At 64.8% G+C, this 15,544-nt stretch carries 13 protein-coding genes, 1 tRNA gene and 1 rRNA gene; 7 read left to right on the top strand and 8 right to left on the bottom strand.

Annotated elements, in window-relative coordinates:
- Positions 1 to 40 precede the first annotated feature (40 nt).
- Together M8J71_RS00075 and M8J71_RS00070 are read right to left on the bottom strand one after the other, a co-directional pair.
- Entirely contained in the window at positions 41 to 343 is a 303-nt protein-coding gene (locus M8J71_RS00075) for a DUF4193 domain-containing protein (RefSeq protein ID WP_163165722.1), read from the bottom strand.
- A gap of 92 nt (positions 344 to 435) precedes the next feature.
- Positions 436 to 639: a hypothetical protein gene (locus M8J71_RS00070; RefSeq protein ID WP_256245999.1), complete on the bottom strand. Its 204-nt coding sequence runs from the start codon at positions 637 to 639 to the stop codon at positions 436 to 438.
- A 214-nt stretch (positions 640 to 853) separates the two neighbouring features.
- On the opposite strand from M8J71_RS00070, the gene M8J71_RS00065 reads away from it, so the two are divergent.
- On the top strand, positions 854 to 2,275 hold the full coding sequence (locus tag M8J71_RS00065) for an FAD-binding oxidoreductase (protein ID WP_256245998.1): 1,422 nt from the start codon (positions 854 to 856) through the stop codon (positions 2,273 to 2,275).
- A 29-nt stretch (positions 2,276 to 2,304) separates the two neighbouring features.
- Here the strand turns inward: M8J71_RS00065 and M8J71_RS00060 are convergent.
- Together M8J71_RS00060 and M8J71_RS00055 are read right to left on the bottom strand one after the other, a co-directional pair.
- Positions 2,305 to 2,378, bottom strand: a tRNA-Thr gene (locus M8J71_RS00060).
- Positions 2,379 to 2,541: 163 nt separating this feature from the next.
- Positions 2,542 to 3,417, bottom strand: coding sequence for a DsbA family protein (locus M8J71_RS00055; RefSeq protein WP_256245997.1), 876 nt, complete (start codon positions 3,415 to 3,417; stop codon positions 2,542 to 2,544).
- 179 nt (positions 3,418 to 3,596) lie between these two features.
- On the opposite strand from M8J71_RS00055, the gene M8J71_RS00050 reads away from it, so the two are divergent.
- The 4 genes from M8J71_RS00050 to M8J71_RS00035 all read left to right on the top strand — a co-directional run bounded on the left by M8J71_RS00050 (position 3,597) and on the right by M8J71_RS00035 (position 8,881).
- Positions 3,597 to 5,099, top strand: a complete 1,503-nt coding sequence (locus M8J71_RS00050; protein ID WP_305477997.1) for an alpha,alpha-trehalose-phosphate synthase (UDP-forming) — start codon at positions 3,597 to 3,599, stop codon at positions 5,097 to 5,099.
- Positions 5,089 to 5,931 (top strand): trehalose-phosphatase, encoded by an 843-nt coding sequence (gene otsB, locus M8J71_RS00045; RefSeq protein WP_256245996.1) that lies wholly within the window; start codon positions 5,089 to 5,091, stop codon positions 5,929 to 5,931. The genes M8J71_RS00050 and otsB overlap by 11 nt, the downstream gene beginning before the upstream one ends.
- A 211-nt stretch (positions 5,932 to 6,142) precedes the next feature.
- Positions 6,143 to 7,225: an ABC transporter ATP-binding protein gene (locus tag M8J71_RS00040; protein WP_050056295.1), complete on the top strand. Its 1,083-nt coding sequence runs from the start codon at positions 6,143 to 6,145 to the stop codon at positions 7,223 to 7,225.
- 237 nt (positions 7,226 to 7,462) lie between these two features.
- The gene (locus tag M8J71_RS00035) at positions 7,463 to 8,881 is read left to right on the top strand and encodes a DUF4032 domain-containing protein (protein WP_256245995.1); all 1,419 of its coding nucleotides are present in this window, start codon (positions 7,463 to 7,465) and stop codon (positions 8,879 to 8,881) included.
- A gap of 20 nt (positions 8,882 to 8,901) precedes the next feature.
- Here the strand turns inward: M8J71_RS00035 and M8J71_RS00030 are convergent, their stop codons facing one another.
- Together M8J71_RS00030 and M8J71_RS00025 are read right to left on the bottom strand one after the other, a co-directional pair.
- The gene (locus M8J71_RS00030) at positions 8,902 to 9,804 is read right to left on the bottom strand and encodes an IS982 family transposase (RefSeq protein ID WP_256245994.1); all 903 of its coding nucleotides are present in this window, start codon (positions 9,802 to 9,804) and stop codon (positions 8,902 to 8,904) included.
- Positions 9,805 to 9,880: 76 nt separating this feature from the next.
- Positions 9,881 to 11,251, bottom strand: a complete 1,371-nt coding sequence (locus M8J71_RS00025; protein ID WP_256245993.1) for an FAD-binding oxidoreductase — start codon at positions 11,249 to 11,251, stop codon at positions 9,881 to 9,883.
- 219 nt (positions 11,252 to 11,470) lie between these two features.
- On the opposite strand from M8J71_RS00025, the gene M8J71_RS00020 reads away from it, so the two are divergent.
- Together M8J71_RS00020 and M8J71_RS00015 are read left to right on the top strand one after the other, a co-directional pair.
- Complete coding sequence (locus M8J71_RS00020) at positions 11,471 to 13,201, top strand: glycoside hydrolase family 13 protein (protein ID WP_256245992.1); 1,731 nt, start codon at positions 11,471 to 11,473, stop codon at positions 13,199 to 13,201.
- Positions 13,202 to 13,203: 2 nt separating this feature from the next.
- Entirely contained in the window at positions 13,204 to 14,235 is a 1,032-nt protein-coding gene (locus tag M8J71_RS00015) for a LacI family DNA-binding transcriptional regulator (protein WP_256245991.1), read from the top strand.
- A 12-nt stretch (positions 14,236 to 14,247) separates the two neighbouring features.
- On the opposite strand, the gene M8J71_RS00010 is transcribed toward M8J71_RS00015, so the two are convergent.
- Both M8J71_RS00010 and rrf read right to left on the bottom strand, forming a co-directional pair.
- Positions 14,248 to 14,760 carry a hypothetical protein gene (locus M8J71_RS00010; protein ID WP_256245990.1) on the bottom strand — a complete coding sequence of 171 codons (513 nt, stop codon included), beginning with the start codon at positions 14,758 to 14,760 and terminating at the stop codon, positions 14,248 to 14,250.
- A 658-nt stretch (positions 14,761 to 15,418) separates the two neighbouring features.
- Positions 15,419 to 15,535, bottom strand: a 5S ribosomal RNA gene (gene rrf / locus M8J71_RS00005).
- Positions 15,536 to 15,544: the final 9 nt, after the last annotated feature.

Below are 15,544 nucleotides of genomic sequence, written 5' to 3'. Positions count from 1 at the left end.
CACCCGATGGGGTGTCCGGCGCTGCTTTTCGTACGGAATGTCAGCCTTCGCAGTCGCGGCAGTACTTCATGCCGTTCTTTTCGCGGGCCACCTGGGACCGGTGGCGGACCAGGAAGCAGGAGGAGCAGGTGAACTCATCTGACTGCTCCGGAACAACGATGACAGTGAGTTCCTCGTTGGAAAGGTCGGCGCCGGGCAAGTCGATACCCTCGGCCGTGTCGTTTTCGTCGAGGTCGATCACTGCGGTCTGTGCGTTGCCGCCACGCGAGGCCTGCAGTGCCTCCAGGGAATCCGCGGGTGACTCTTCTTCTTGCTTGCGTGGAGCATCGTAATCGGTAGCCATTGCATGTTCACTTTCGTTGCTGCACAGCGCCATTTCAGGCACCTCAGTGAAGCAGTTTAGGTCATTATGCACTCACCCGTGCAATAGTGTGTTCAACCAGACATTCCGCCCGGTTCCGCCGCGGAATCCAGGTGCTTTTCCCGCGCCTGGTCCGCTCCGACGGCCACGCCGCTGAGGGCCGGAAGCCACCCCCAGCGCGTCGCATCTGCCATGGCATCTGCAGCCTGGCCGGGGGTGTCGCAGTAAAAGGTGTCCGCGAACCAGGCCCGGATACGGGCCGGAAAGTGAGCTGTCATGCCCCCGACCGTACGCAGCCAATGTTGTGGCCGCGTTTCGTCCCTGTCTCGCGGACATTAATCCCGCTCCCGTTGAAAGCGTATGCCGCCCTGAATCCGGGCTGGCTGCGGCTGGAAGAAGAAGCTATTGACCGGCCCGCGGAACTGCTCCTAGACTCCGGGCATCGGGATTCCCTGTGAATAGTTTTCGCCCTTTGACCCGGAAGCATCAGCGATGGCCGCAGTTCATCACCACGATCCGGAACGTGACGTCCAGCAGTCACTGCAGGAGTTGCGTGGGCGGCTGCAGGGACCCTTGATCGAGCCACAGGATCCGCTGTACGAGGAAGCCCGGGCCGTATGGAACGGCATGGTCGATCTCCGCCCACGAGCCATCGCAAAGGCTGGGGCAGTCTCGGACATTGACGTTGTTCTGGATACTGCGCGTCGCAGTGGGCTGGCGCTGGCGGTACGCGGCGGAGGGCACAACATTGCCGGCCACGGAACTGTTGAGGGCGGCCTGGTGCTGGACCTGGGATCACTCCGGGCTGTCCAGGTGGACGCTGAACGGCGGCTCGTCACCGTTGAGCCGGGAGCTACCCTGGCTGATGTGGACCGGGCCACGGCCGCACAGGGGCTGGCGGTTCCGCTGGGGGTCATCAGCGGGACAGGGGTGGCAGGACTCACCCTTGGCGGCGGGGTGGGCTGGCTGACCCGAACCGGAGGCCTGAGCCTGGACAACCTCGAAGCCGCGGACATCGTCTCCGCCGCAGGCGAACACCTGCACGCCAGCGCGGACGAAAACGCGGAACTGTTCTGGGGGCTGCGCGGCGGTGGCGGAAACTTCGGCGTCGTATCCTCTTTCACTTTCCGCGCCCATCCCCTGCCGGCGGCCCCCTTGGGCGGCAACCTCTTCTACCGGCAACAGCACTGGAAGCACGCCCTGCTGGCCTTCGATGCCTGGACCCGGGACCTGCCTGATGAGATGAACCCGATCATCTCCTTCCTGGTCCTTCCGCCCGATTTCGGCATGGGCGACGAGCCCTGGATGATTCTTGGATTCGCCTGGGCCGGCGACGACCACCAGGCCGGCCTCAACCTCGTTGACCAGCTCCGGGCCGATGCCCCGCCTGACGAGGAGGAAGTGGGGCCGGCGTCGTGGCTGGACTGGCAGAGCGCCATGGACGCCGTGTTTCCCAAGGGCTCACGCGGCTACTGGAAGAACGTTTCGTTTTCGCGGCTGGACGAGGAGGTGGCCGACGTCGTGGTGGGTTTCGCCTCCGAGCTGGCGTGGCAGGGAACCGGTATCGACATCCACCACCTGGAGGGCGCGTTCGGGCGGGTCCCGGAGGAGGCAACAGCGTTTCCGAACCGGTCGGCGCGTTACTGGCTGAACGTTTACGGCTTCTGGCGCGACGCCGCCGAGGACGAACGGCTCACCGCCTTCGCACGCAAGGCCTACGCCCTGATGCGGCCCTTCGCGGAGCAGGGGGAATACGTCAACTTCCTCGGGGCGGAGCTGGGGATCAAGGAGGCGGACGCCGCCCGGAGTGCGTACGGCCAGGATAAGTACCAGCGCCTCGTGGCACTCAAGGACCGCTATGATCCGCAGAATCTCCTGCGCCTGAACCACAACATCCCGCCGACGCAGGCCTGAAACGTCCCTCAGGACGGACGGCCAATCGGAGCCCCCTGTCGGATTCGAACCGACGACCCCCGCTTTACAAGAGCGGTGCTCTGGCCAACTGAGCTAAGGAGGCGCGCCCTTGCGGGCGGGCGCCTGGACGGCGCTAGATAAGGTTAGCCCAAGTCCTCCCGGTGGTAAAAACGCCGCCTCGGTTCGGGCACGAAAGAAGCAGGCAAAGGAAAAGCCCGCCTCCGGAAACGTTCCGGAGGCGGGCCCTGATGCTCGGGAAGAGACCGTTAGGCCTTGGCGTCGATGGCTGCCTGGATTTCGGCGTTCAGGTCGGTTGCGCCGTCCCACTGCTTGCCGTCAATGAAGACGGTAGGCGTACCGGTGATGCCCGTGTTCGCTGCCAGCTCCGTGGAGTACTTTACGTAGGGGCGGAAGGTCTTCTCGTCCACGCAGCTGTTGATGTCCGCACCGATTTCGCTGGCAAGGGACTTCAGCTTGTCGTCAGAGAGTCCGGCTCCGCCTTCGGCAGGCTGGTTGGCGAACAGAACGTCCACGTATTCGGCGTACTTTTCCGGTGCCTTGTCGGCTACGCAGGCCGCAGCGTTGGCGGCGCGTGAGGAGTAGTTGGTGCTGGACTGGCGGTCCAGGAAGCCCAGCGGACGGTACTCCATGCTGATCTTGCCTTCATTACGGAGCGTGGTGAGGGCTTCGTTGTAGGTGTTTTCAAACCGCAGGCAGACCGGGCAGATGAAGTCGATGTAGGCAATCACCTTCACGGGCTGGCCGGCTTCGGCCTCGGCACCCGGTGCCACCACGGGGCTGGGCTGCGCATCAGGCTTGGCCGGCAGGTTGGCCATGTCCACGGTCGCCGCGTCTGTCTTCTTGACCTCGGTGTTGGCCAGGAGGGTCACACCACCGTTAACGTTGGCGCTGGCAGGCACCGGGCCTTGGTCTGCGATGGGGGTGTTCTGCCGGATGCCCGTCGTCACCACCAGCGCGATCACCGCCAGGATAGCCACAACGGCCACCACAATTCCCCACCCGATCAGCAGCTTGTTGCGCTTGTCCTTTTTCAGCTGGGCTTCACGGATCAGCCGCGCTTTCTCGCGGGCCTCCGCGGTTCGCTCAGCTTTGGACTTACGTACTTCGTTTGCGGGGCTCATGTGTTCCTTGGGTCGATTGACGAGGGGGACCAATTCGTGGCAACCCCATCATTTTAGGGGAGAAAGCTGAGAGCTTGCCTTTTCAAGTATTCTGCCGGATTGACCAACGGACGAATAGCATGGAAGATTCCGTCCCGTTAGGGTGGGCTGAGAGGCACAAGCAACCCCAGGGGGCCGCAATGCAAACACCCGTCCAGGAAAAACCTGCCACCGCAGCCGGGTCCGGCGCCGCCGGCTCCGGCCGCAGCGGGAAAACAAAGTATGACTTCATGGTGGTCTCGAACAGGCTGCCCGTTGACCGCTGCGCCCCGGGCGAAAGCGGCGACGACGGCTCCGGGTGGCGCCGGTCCCCCGGCGGCCTGGTGACCGCACTGGCGCCGATGATGACCAAGACCGACGGCGCATGGGTGGGCTGGCACGGCGCCCCGGATGAGACGGTGGAACCGTTCAGCCACGGCGGCATGGACCTGGTTCCGGTCCAGCTGAGCGCTGACGACGTAGAGCTCTACTACGAGGGTTTCTCCAACGCGACGCTGTGGCCGCTCTACCATGACGTCATCGCCCCGCCGGAATTCCACCGGACGTGGTGGGACGCCTACCGCACGGTCAACAGAAGGTTCGCCGACGCCGTCGTACGCCATGCGGACGATGGCGCCACAGTGTGGATCCAGGACTACCAGCTGCAGTTGGTGCCACGGATGCTCCGGGAGGCGCGGCCGGACCTCCGGATCGGCTTCTTCAACCACATCCCGTTCCCCCCGCCGGAGATCTTCGCCCAGCTGCCCTGGCGCCAGGCCATCATCGACGGCCTCCTCGGCGCGGACCTGGTGGGCTTCCAGCGGCCCAGCGACGCCGGAAACTTCATGCGCTCCGCCCGGCGCTTCCTGGGCGCCAGCGTCAAGCAGCAGCAGGTGCACGTTAAGGGCCAGGACGGGGAAATCACCCACATCGCCCGCGCCCAGGCGTTCCCCATCTCCATCGACGTCCAGCAAATCACCGAGCTGGCCCAAAAGCCCGAGATCATTGAGCGCGCGCGCCAGATCCGCCAGGACCTCGGCAACCCGAAAACCATCCTGCTCGGCGTGGACCGCCTCGACTACACCAAAGGCATCCGGCACCGGCTGAAGGCGTTCGAGGAACTCCTGGCCGACGGCAAGCTGTCCGTTGGTGACGCCACGTTGATCCAGGTGGCCAGCCCCAGCCGCGAACGCGTTGAACAGTACCGGCTCCTGCGTGAGGAGGTTGAGGGCACGGTTGGCCACATCAACGGCACTTATGACACCCTCGAGAACACCGCGGTCCGCTACCTGCACCACAGCTACCCGGTGGAGGAGATGGTGGCCCTGTACCTGGCCGCGGACGTCATGCTGGTGACCGCCCTGCGGGACGGCATGAACCTGGTGGCCAAGGAGTATGTCACTGCCCGCACCAACAACGACGGCGCCCTGGTGCTCAGCGAGTTCGCTGGCGCGGCCGACCAGCTCAAGCAGGCGCTGCTGATGAACCCGCACGACATCGATGGCCTGAAGAGCGCGATTATGCGGGCGGTGGAGCTGCCGCCCCGGGATGCCTCCCGGCGGATGCGGGCCATGCGCAAGCAGATCCTTGAGCACGACGTGGACTACTGGTCCGCCGAGTTCCTTCGGGCCCTTGAGGAGAAGGCGGTCCGTGATGACTCCTGACGGCCGCGCCGGCAACGGCAAGTTGGCACTGACGCCGGAGCTTCGCGAGGCCCTTCGGCGCGTCGCTGCGACGGATCACTTGCTGGTGGCCATGGACTTCGACGGCACCATGGCTCCCATCGTGGGCCACGCCGACGACGCCCGCCCCCTTCCCCGCGCCGCCACGGCGTTCGCCGGCCTCGCCGTGCTGCCCAGGACGACGACGGCGCTCATCTCCGGACGCGCCCTCGCCAGCCTGCGCAGCGTCGCGTCGCCGCCGGTGGACACCCTCCTGATTGGCAGCCACGGGGCAGAGGCCTGGCTGGGGCCGGCATCGACAGGACTGACGCTCGATGAGGAGCAAAAGGCCCTGCTTGCCGAGGTCCGCAGCATCCTTGCGGAAATCGTCCAGGAGGCACCGGGCACCATGCTGGAGGACAAGCCTGCCGGGGTGGTCCTGCACACGCGGCTGGCGGACGACGACGTGGCGCAGGACGCGGTATCCGCCGCGCGCTCGGTGCTGCAGGACCGCAAGGGCGTCTTCCTCAAGGACGGCAAGCGCGTCCTTGAAACCTCTGTGGTTAACGCCTCCAAGGGCGAGGGCGTTACCTTCCTTCGCCAGGTCACCGGGGCCACGGCCGTCCTGTTTGCCGGTGACGACACGACGGACGAGGATGCGCTGGCCCGGCTGGAGCCCGGGGACGTGGGCGTGAAGGTGGGCCTGGACTTCACCCAGGCCCAGTACCGCGTGGAGGCGCCGGTGCACGTGGCGGAGATGCTGGAAGTGCTGCTTCAGGAGCGAAGCCTTGCTGTTGCCGAGGAAGACCAACAGGGTTTTCAGGGCCGAAGTTGACCAAGGTCATATGTGACGTCCGTAACATTCGCGACTAAAAGCACAACATCTGACATACTCTTGCTTGTGATGTGGCGCACAAGCAACGTGCGGCGTCACTCGACGCTCTTCAACCTTGGTTGAGGAACGTCTGCAGCACAAAACTGAACAAACATGAACCATTCACAACGGATCGTCCGGCACGTACCTGCCGGTGAAGGGATTGATAACTGTGGCTACAGTTACTTTTGATAACGCTACGCGTCTGTACCCGGGCACAGAAAAGCCCGCCGTCGATAAGCTCAACATCGACATCGCCGATGGCGAATTCCTCGTCCTCGTTGGACCCTCCGGTTGCGGCAAGTCCACCTCCCTGCGCATGCTCGCAGGCCTTGAGGACGTCAACGCAGGCCGTATCCTCATCGGCGACCGCGACGTCACCGACGTTCCCCCGAAGGACCGCGACATCGCGATGGTTTTCCAGAACTACGCGCTGTACCCGCACATGACGGTGGCCGACAACATGGGCTTCGCCCTGAAGATCGCCGGCGTCTCCAAGGAAGAGCGCGCCGAGCGCGTCCGTGAAGCCGCCAAGCTCCTTGACCTTGAGCCCTACCTGGACCGCAAGCCCAAGGCACTCTCCGGCGGCCAGCGCCAGCGTGTTGCCATGGGCCGCGCCATCGTCCGTAACCCGCAGGTCTTCCTCATGGATGAGCCGCTTTCCAACCTGGACGCCAAGCTCCGTGTGCAGACCCGCACCCAGATCGCATCCCTGACCCGCCGCCTGGGCGTCACCACTGTCTACGTGACGCACGACCAGGTCGAGGCAATGACCATGGGCGACCGCGTTGCTGTGCTGAAGGACGGCCTGCTGATGCAGGTGGACACCCCGCGCAACCTGTACGACAAGCCCAAGAACGTCTTCGTGGCCGGCTTCATCGGCTCCCCCGCCATGAACCTGCTCGAACTGCCGGTCGTCGACGGCGGCGTGCAGTTCGGCGGCACGGTTTACCCGGTACCGCGCGACGTCCTCCAGGAGGCACACGGCTCCACCGTGACGCTGGGCTCCCGCCCGGAGGACCTTGAGACCGCTCCGCACGGCGAAGGCCTGAAGGTAGAGGTCGACGTCGTCGAGGAACTGGGTGCCGACGCCTACGTCTACGGCCACACCACCCTTGACGGCAAGGACCACGACATCGTGGCACGTGTCGACGGCCGCCGCCCCCCGATGAAGGGCGAGTCCATCTACGTCCGCCCGCAGTCGGGCCACGTGCACCTGTTCGACACCAAGACCGGCCTGCGCCTGGGCGACTAATCCCCACCGGCACCCTAACCTCGCTCCGCTTCGGTTAGGGAACCCTGCCGGCGTGGGCCCATCCACCGGCACCCTAACCTCGCTCCGCTTCGGTTAGGGAACCCTGCCGGCGTGGGCCCAAGGTAAGCACCGCATGAAACTGACGGCGGCCCTCCTTTACTGGACGGCCGCCGTCGGCCTTTAACCGTGCCGGCAGAAGAATTAGCTGGCCACGCCTATGTACGGAAGAATTGACCCATGACCGAGGAATACAGCGCCCAGTGGCACGACGAACCCACCGACTATGCGCAGGTGGGGAAGCTGCCCCGGTTCGTGGCGGCGAGCGCGGACGACGGCAAGCTCGCTTCGGTCTCCAGTTCACTGAACATTACGGCGGCAGCGGCGGATCCTGAGCTGCTTGACCTGCCGTGGCACATCGCGCTGGAGGATTGGCCGGCGGAGAACCTTGCCGCCCTCCCCCGCGGCATTTCGCGGCACATCGTCCGCTTCGCCCACCTCGGCGGCTCGGTGATCGCCATCAAGGAAACCTCCGAGCACGTCGCCCGGCATGAATACCACATGCTCCGCAAACTGGCCCGCCTGGACGTGCCCTGCGTGGAGCCCGTCGCCGTTATCACCGGCCGCACCACCGTGGACGGCAGGCCGCTGAACCCGGTGCTGGTCACCCGGCACCTGAAGTTCTCCATGCCGTATCGCGCCCTGTTCTCCCAGATGCTCCGCAAGGACACACTCACCCGCCTCATCGATGCGCAGGCGCTGCTGATGGTGCGGCTGCACCTGATTGGCTTTTACTGGGGCGACGTCTCGTTGTCCAACACCCTGTTCCGCCGCGACGCCGGCGCCTTCGCCGCCTACCTCGTGGACGCCGAAACCGGCGAGCTGTATCCGGACCTGTCCACCGGCCAGCGCGAGTATGACCTGGAAATCGCACGCGTGAATATCGCCGGCGAGCTGATGGACCTGCTTGACGGCGGGCTGATCGAGGAAAAGGTGGACCCCGTAGCCACCAGCGAGCTGATCATGGACAGCTACCGCCGCCTCTGGGCAGAACTGACGGAGAAGGAGTCCTTCGAACTCGGTGAGAGGTGGCGGGTTAGCGCCAGAATCCGCCGGCTCAACGAACTCGGCTTCGACGTCGAGGAATACGCCATCAAGACCACCCAGAACGGGTCCACCATCCAGCTTCAGCCCAAAGTGGTGGACGCCGGACACCACCAGCGGCGGCTCCTGCGGCTTACGGGTATCGACGCGCAGGAGAACCAGGCCCGGCGGCTCCTTAATGACATGGACTCTTTCCGGGCGGACAACAACCCGGACATGGACGAGGAATACAGCGCGCATCTTTGGGTGAGCCAGATCTTCGAGCCGATCGTCAGGTCCATCCCGCGGGACCTTTCCGGAAAGCTGGAGCCCGCCGAAGTGGTGCACGAGGTCCTGGAACACCGCTGGTACATGTCCGAAAAGCAGGAGCGGCACATCCCCCTGGCCGAGGCCGTCCAGTCCTACATCGACTCCATCCTCCGGCACCGCCGGGACGAGGCCGCGATCATGCTCAACCCGGACACCGGGCTGCTGAAGATCCTCGAGGTGGAAACCGAAGAGTCCCGGTACGGCGAAGACGAGTCGATCGACGAATACCCGGATTCGGACGACTAGATGATTAAGTCCTATTGGTTTTAGTGGTCGTAGGCGATCAGGGAGCGTTTGCGGGGCGCGTCAGTGAGCCAGTTGTGCCAGATTCCGGCTGCGAGGGCGAGGAGCCGTGCGGCGACGCGTGCTTTGACGCCTTCAAGGGTGCGCCCGCCGTGGTCTTCGAGGGTGAGTTGGCCTTTGAGGGTGTCGAAGACTGACTCGATCCATTGCCTGATGCCGCCGAGTTTGCCGAAGCGTGGCTTCTCGTCCTTGCGGTCGGGTCTGATGAGGTGGGCGCCGAGGTCGTCGGTGATGAACCGTTCGAAGTCTTTGCCGGCGAAGCCTTTGTCGCCCAAGATGACCTGGCCGGCGCGGACGAGGTGATGGTCCTTTTCCAGCAGGGCCTGGGTGACTTCACGTTCCCCTACTTTCGGATTCGCCAGGCCCCAGATGACCGGCATTCCTTCAGGAGTGCTGATCAGGTACAGGCGGAAGCCCCAGAAGTAGCGGGAATGGGAAGCGCAGTAGCCGTAGCCGGCATGCCCGGCGAGATCGGAGCGTTTGACGGTTTCCCGTGACATTCCGCAGGGCAGCGGGGTGGAATCGACCAGCCGGAGCACGTCGTGCCAGGACGGGGTGTCCTTGGCCAGGGCCGTAATGGTCGCGGAGATCAGCGTGCCGGCGGCCCGGAGCCGCTTGTTGTAGCCGGACTGCTGCGGGATGAACGGGAACATCCCGGTCAGGTGCGTCCGGGCGTAACGGATCCACCTGGTTTCGGAGGAGTATCCGAGCAATTGCTGCGCCACAGCCAGGCAGAGCAGTTCGGCATCCGATAGCACGGGCTTGCGCCCGGGCCGCCGGTCCCGTGACACGCCTAGATCAGGCAGGACACGGTCGGTGAGAAGGACATAGAGTGTGGTCAGGAGAGTGTTTAGTTCGGGGTTCACATACCGGGTTTAACACTCTCCGCCTTACTTTAAAAGCGCCCCACCGTCACGGGCAATAGGACTTACTCATCTAGGGCTAGATTGCCTTGCCGGGATTCAGGATGCCGGCAGGATCAAACAGTTCCTTAATCCTGCGCTGGAACTCCCGGACCGGTTCCGGCTGCTCCTGGCCCAGCCACCGCAGTTTGTACTGCCCCACGCCGTGTTCCCCGGTAATGGTTCCACCCATTTCCAGGGCTGCGGTGATGGATTCATCAAGGACCTGCTGGAGCCTCGCCATGGCGGCAGTATCCACCATGCTGTCCTTCCGGTCTATCCAGAAGGTGGGGTGCAGGTTGCCGTCGCCCGCGTGGGCAACTACCTTCAGGTGCACGCCGTGGCTGGCGGCCATGGCCTCCAGGGCAGCGACGTAGTCAACCAGCCGGGAGCGGGGCACAGCGACATCCTCTCCCACCCGGTACTCATCATCCACTTCCACGCCCCTGCTGTGTCGCCTGAGCTCCACCAGGCGTTCTGCCTCTGCGCTGGCTTCCGTGGTGACAGTTGCCCCGCCGGACTTCAGGACCTCCCGGACCACTTTCGCTTCGGCGGCAGCACCGAAGCCGTCTGTCTGAACCAGGAGCAGGGACTTGCCGCGCGCCGTAAGGTCCGATCCGTGGATCTCATCCAGCTGGGCCAGCGTACCGCCGTCGAGCAATTCCATGATGGCGGGCTGCACCCGTGCCCTGCCTACGGCAAGGACCCCGGCGGCGGCGAGACGGAAGTCCGGGTAGAAAGCGGCAACGGTGTGCACTTCCCGGGGAAGATACTTTAGGCGTACGGTCACGCCCACCACAATGCCTAGTGTTCCCTCCGAGCCGACGAACAGGCCGGTCAGGTCATAGCCGGCTACGCCCTTGAAGGTCTGGTGGCCGGTATGGATGAGCGAGCCGTCAGCCAGCACTACGTCCAGCGCAAGGACGGAGTCCCTGGTGACCCCGTATTTGGCGCAGCGCAGGCCGCCCGCGTTGGTGGCAACGTTGCCGCCGATGGTGGAGGTGCGGAAGCTGGCTGGATCCGGCGCGTACATCAGGCCGTGCACCGCTGCCGCCTCATTCAGCACGGCATTGATGACCCCCGGTTCCACCACTGCTGTTTCGTCGTCAGGGTTCAGGTCCAGGATCCGGTCCATGCGTTCGAGGGACAGGATGATGCAGCCCTGGGTGGCATGGGCACCGCCGGAGACTCCGGTCCCGGCGCCCCGGGGCACGATTGGCACTGCACTGTCCGCACAGATCCGTACCACAGCCTGTACGTCCGGCACTGACTCCGGGAACACCACCGCCAGCGGGAGCTGGTAATCGAGGATGGGCGCCTGGTCCACCGCGTACCGGCTGAGGGTCGCTTCCGCACGGTCCACCTGGCCGGCCGCCAGCACGGTCTCCAGCTCCTCAACTACGCTTCCCACGAAGCCTCCATCCGTCGTCGCACACGTCCCACCAGTGTAGGACGGTGCTGTGGGGCGGCAGCGCGGAGGGCTCCGCTGGCGGCAGTGAGCGTGCGGAAAACTTTTGCAAGCGCTTCCAGTCCCTGACCTGCGGAAAGGCTAATGTCGGGGAGTTTGTTTCTATTGCTGCCTGTGGAAGCGTTTTCCATTCGTAGAGGTATAGCGTCTAAGCTTGCTTCCATGTCTGTCGAAACTGTGACGCTCACCACCACTCCCCGAACCGGGCCGTTGACTCTGGTCCACCAAGAGGACAGCCAGCCCGGCTGGTGGCGCTCCGCCGTGATTTACCAGGTCTACCCCCGCTCGTTCCGTGACCTCAACGGCGACGGCGTGGGAGACATTGCGGGCATCACCGAGGAACTGCCGCACCTGGCGGACCTCGGAGTGGACGCTGTGTGGTTGTCCCCCTTCTACCGCTCCCCCCAGCGCGACGCCGGCTACGATGTCAGCGACTACTGCGACGTGGACCCGATCTTCGGCACCCTCGGTGACTTCGACGTCATGATGGCCGAATCCCACCGGCTGGGCCTGCGCGTCATCGTGGACCTGGTGCCCAACCACTGCTCGGACCAGCACGCGCTGTTCCAGGCTGCCCTGGCCGCGCCTGCGGGCAGCACGGAACGGGAGATGTTTATCTTCCGCGACGGCGTTGGGCCTGGCGGCCATGAACCGCCCAACAACTGGCAGTCCCACTTCGGCGGACCCGCCTGGACCCGGGTGACCGGGCCGGACGGCCAGCCGGAGCAGTGGTACCTGCACCTTTTTGATTCCTCCCAGCCCGACTTCAACTGGGACAACCCCGCCGTCCACATCGAATTCGAACGGATTCTCCGGTTCTGGCTGGACCGCGGCGTTTCCGGCTTCCGGGTGGACGTGGCCCACGCGCTGGTCAAGGCCCCGGGGCTCCCCGCGTGGGGAGGTCGGGCCGACGGCGGAAGTTCGGACGGCTTCCCGGGCCATGAGGCGCCGATGTTCGGGCAGCCGGCCATCCACGATATCTACCGCACGTGGCGTCAGATCCTGGACGGCTACGGCCCCGACCGGATCCTGTGCGCGGAAGCGAGCGTTGACCTTCCCCGGCTTGCGCACTGGGTCAGCCCCGACGAAATGCACCAGGCCTTCAACTTCCCGTACCTGCACGCAGGGCTGGATGTATACCGGCTGCGGTCGGTCATCACGGATTCCCTGACGGTTTTGGACGCCGTTGGCGCTCCCAGCACCTGGGTGCTTTCCAATCACGACGTCGTACGGCACGCCAGCCGCTTCGGCTATAACGGGCATGGGCCCCGCGATGGTGACGGCATCGGCCCCGCAGATCCGCAGCCGGATACGGCCTTGGGCCGGCACCGGGCCGCTGCTGCGTCGCTGTTTATGCTCGGGCTTCCGGGGGCGGCTTATGTCTACCAGGGTGAGGAGCTTGGACTGCCGGACGGCATCGACATCCCTGAGCACCTTCGCCAGGACCCCACGTTTGCCAGAACGGGCGGGGAACGGCTGGGCCGGGACGGCTGCCGGGTTCCGTTGCCATGGCGCGCCAATGAGCGCCACCTTGGATTTGGTGCCGGGAGCGACCCCTGGCTGCCGCTGCCTTCCTCGTTCAGCGGACTGGCACGGGACGTGCAGGCTGAATCGCCGTCGTCGCACCTCGCCCTGTACCGGCGCATGCTCGCCGTCCGCCGCGAGCTGGACCTGGGCCGTGGGTCATTGGCGTGGGCGGAGGATTGGTGCACCGGTTCATCCCTGGCATACGTCAACGGCACTACGCTGGTGCTTATGAACCTCAACCATGAGCCGCTGGAACTGCCTGCCGGCCAGGTCCTCGTCCGCAGCGCGTCAACAGCCTCGGGCAGTCTCCTTGCTTCCGGCGAAACCGCCTGGATCAGGATTGGATCGGACACCCCGGCAGAGTGAGCATGGCGGGCATCAAGGATGTTGCTGACAGGGCGGGCCTGTCCGTAGCCACCGTTTCGCGGGCACTGAGCGGCAAACCGAATGTCTCGGCCAGGAGCCGGAAACTGGCGCTGGAGGCGGCAGGGGAACTCGGGTTTGTCCCGTCCTACCACGCCTCCAGCCTTGCTTCCGGGCGGAACCACAACATTGGCCTCGTGGTTCCCGCCATCCACCGCTGGTACTTCTCGTCGGTTCTTGAGGGTGTATCTGAAGTCCTTCTGGAAGCCGGCTACGACCTGACGCTCTACAACGTGGGCCACGAGCCGGAGCACCGTCACCGCGTGCTCAACGATTTCCTGCTCCGGAAACGCCTCGACGCGGTAATCGCCGTAGCCCTGGTGCTCAGCGATGCGGAGATTCAGCAGCTGCTGGCCGTCCATCGCCCCATTGTGGGCATCGGCGGCACCTTGCCCGGTGCTTCTACCATCAGGATCAACGACGAGCGGCTGGCCGGCATGGCCACCGACCACCTGGTACGGCTCGGGCACACCCGGATAGCCCATGTCACCGGCAACGCGGCCCTGGACCAGGACTTCAAGCTGCCGGGTATCAGGCACGCTGGCTACCAGAAAGCCATGGCGGCCGCCGGTTTGGAGGTCCGCCCTGAATGGCAGATCGCCGCCGACTTCACTGTCCAGGGCGCCTACACGGCTGCCCGCAGGCTACTAGGCACAACTGCGGAACGTCCCACGGCTGTGTTCGCTGCCTCCGACGAGATGGCTGTGGGAACCATCCTCGCCGCCCGGGACTTCGGTTTGCACGTTCCACGGGATCTCTCGGTGGTGGGCATGGACGGCCACGAATTGGGTGAAACGTTCGGCCTGACCACCATCGACCAGGACCCGCGCGGACAGGGCGCCTTGGCCGCCAGGACAGCACTGCAGTTGCTTGAGTCCAAGAGGGAACCCGACGGCACGCGGGCAGCGCCGGATGCTGACCAGGAGTTCCCGACCGAGTTCGTCATCAGGACCAGCACGGCGGTGCCGCCGGCCTGATACGGGACCGCCTCAGCCTTTCGCGTCCCCGGCTTCCGGGACGCCCATAAAGCGGCAATACTTGGCAAGAATCAGCGGCCAGGCTGCGAGGTACCGTGCCCGCTCTGCGGCCGGGTTCTCGGCCCCTTCCCAACCCTCGTGGAACACCCTTACTTCCGTCCCGTCCGCCACCGCCCGGAAGACCACCAGCAGTTCGGCGGACCACAGAGCGCTGGAGCCCAGGCCCCACGTCGCGTGGAAGGACAACGGCGGTTGCCAGTCGTCGAGGGTGCCCCAGATGCTGGTCCGGCCGTCGTCAGCTGTTTCAAGGATGAGGTTTTCCTCGAACTCCACATAGGACCCCGAGCCGTATACGCCAAACATATCCAGCGGCCACCAAAGGTGCGTATGGTCGGTGAAGCCTGCGAAGGCGTGAGACACGCTTCCGGGCACAACCACTGTGTTGACCACAGGTTCGAGGAGCTCGATGGGACTCTTGTCATTGCTTCCGAAGGGTTCGTTGCCGTGGCTGAAGAGGCTGTCCATGGTGTTCAACTCTACCCGCGCCGTCCCTGCCTGCGACGCCCCACCACCTCCCGCACCTTCCCGGCCAACGCCCCATCACCTCCCGCAGCCCTCCGTGCGACGCCCCATCACCTCCCGCAGCTTTTCGCCGGACGCTCTCTCACTTGATGTGGCCTTTTGGGGTGACGCTCTCTCGCTCGATGCCGGTTTGGGAGTGACGCTCTCTTAGTTGGCGGGGTGTTCCTGGTGTTGCTCTTCCTTGTGAAGGTGGCGTTTGACGGCGGCTGGTTTGGGATGGTGCCGGCGGGGCCTTAGCTCGTGGACGGGTGAGAGAGGGACCGGGAAAAACCCGCGTCAAGTGAGAGAGCGACCGGGAAAAACCCGCGTCAAGTGAGAGAGCGACCGGGAAAAACCCCACGTCAAGTGAGAGAAGGACCGGGAAAAACCCGCGTCAGGTGAGAGAGGGACCGGGGAAAACCCCACGTCAAGTGAGAGAGCGACCGGGAAAAACCCCGCGTCAAGTGAGAGAGGGACCGGGAAAAACCCCGCGTCAAGTGAGAGAGGGACCGGGGGAAGCCCGCGTTTGGTGAGAGCGGGTCCTGGCCTCGTGCCGCGGTGTTTGTGTGTTAAATGCGGCAGGGCCCTGACGTCTTTTGTCAGGGCCCTGCTCGTAATGTATGTCCGGCGGTGACCTACTCTCCCACACCCTCCCGGGTGCAGTACCATCGGCGCTGTGGGTCTTAGCTTCCGGGTTCGGAATGGGACCGGGCGTTTCCCCCACGCTATGACCGCCGTAACCCTTGCT

This window comes from Pseudarthrobacter sp. R1, from assembly GCF_024494415.1.
Classification (GTDB): Bacteria; Actinomycetota; Actinomycetes; order Actinomycetales; family Micrococcaceae; genus Arthrobacter.
The sequence above is the reverse complement of the archived record's forward strand: the minus strand, read 5'-3'. Positions and strand labels throughout refer to the sequence as shown.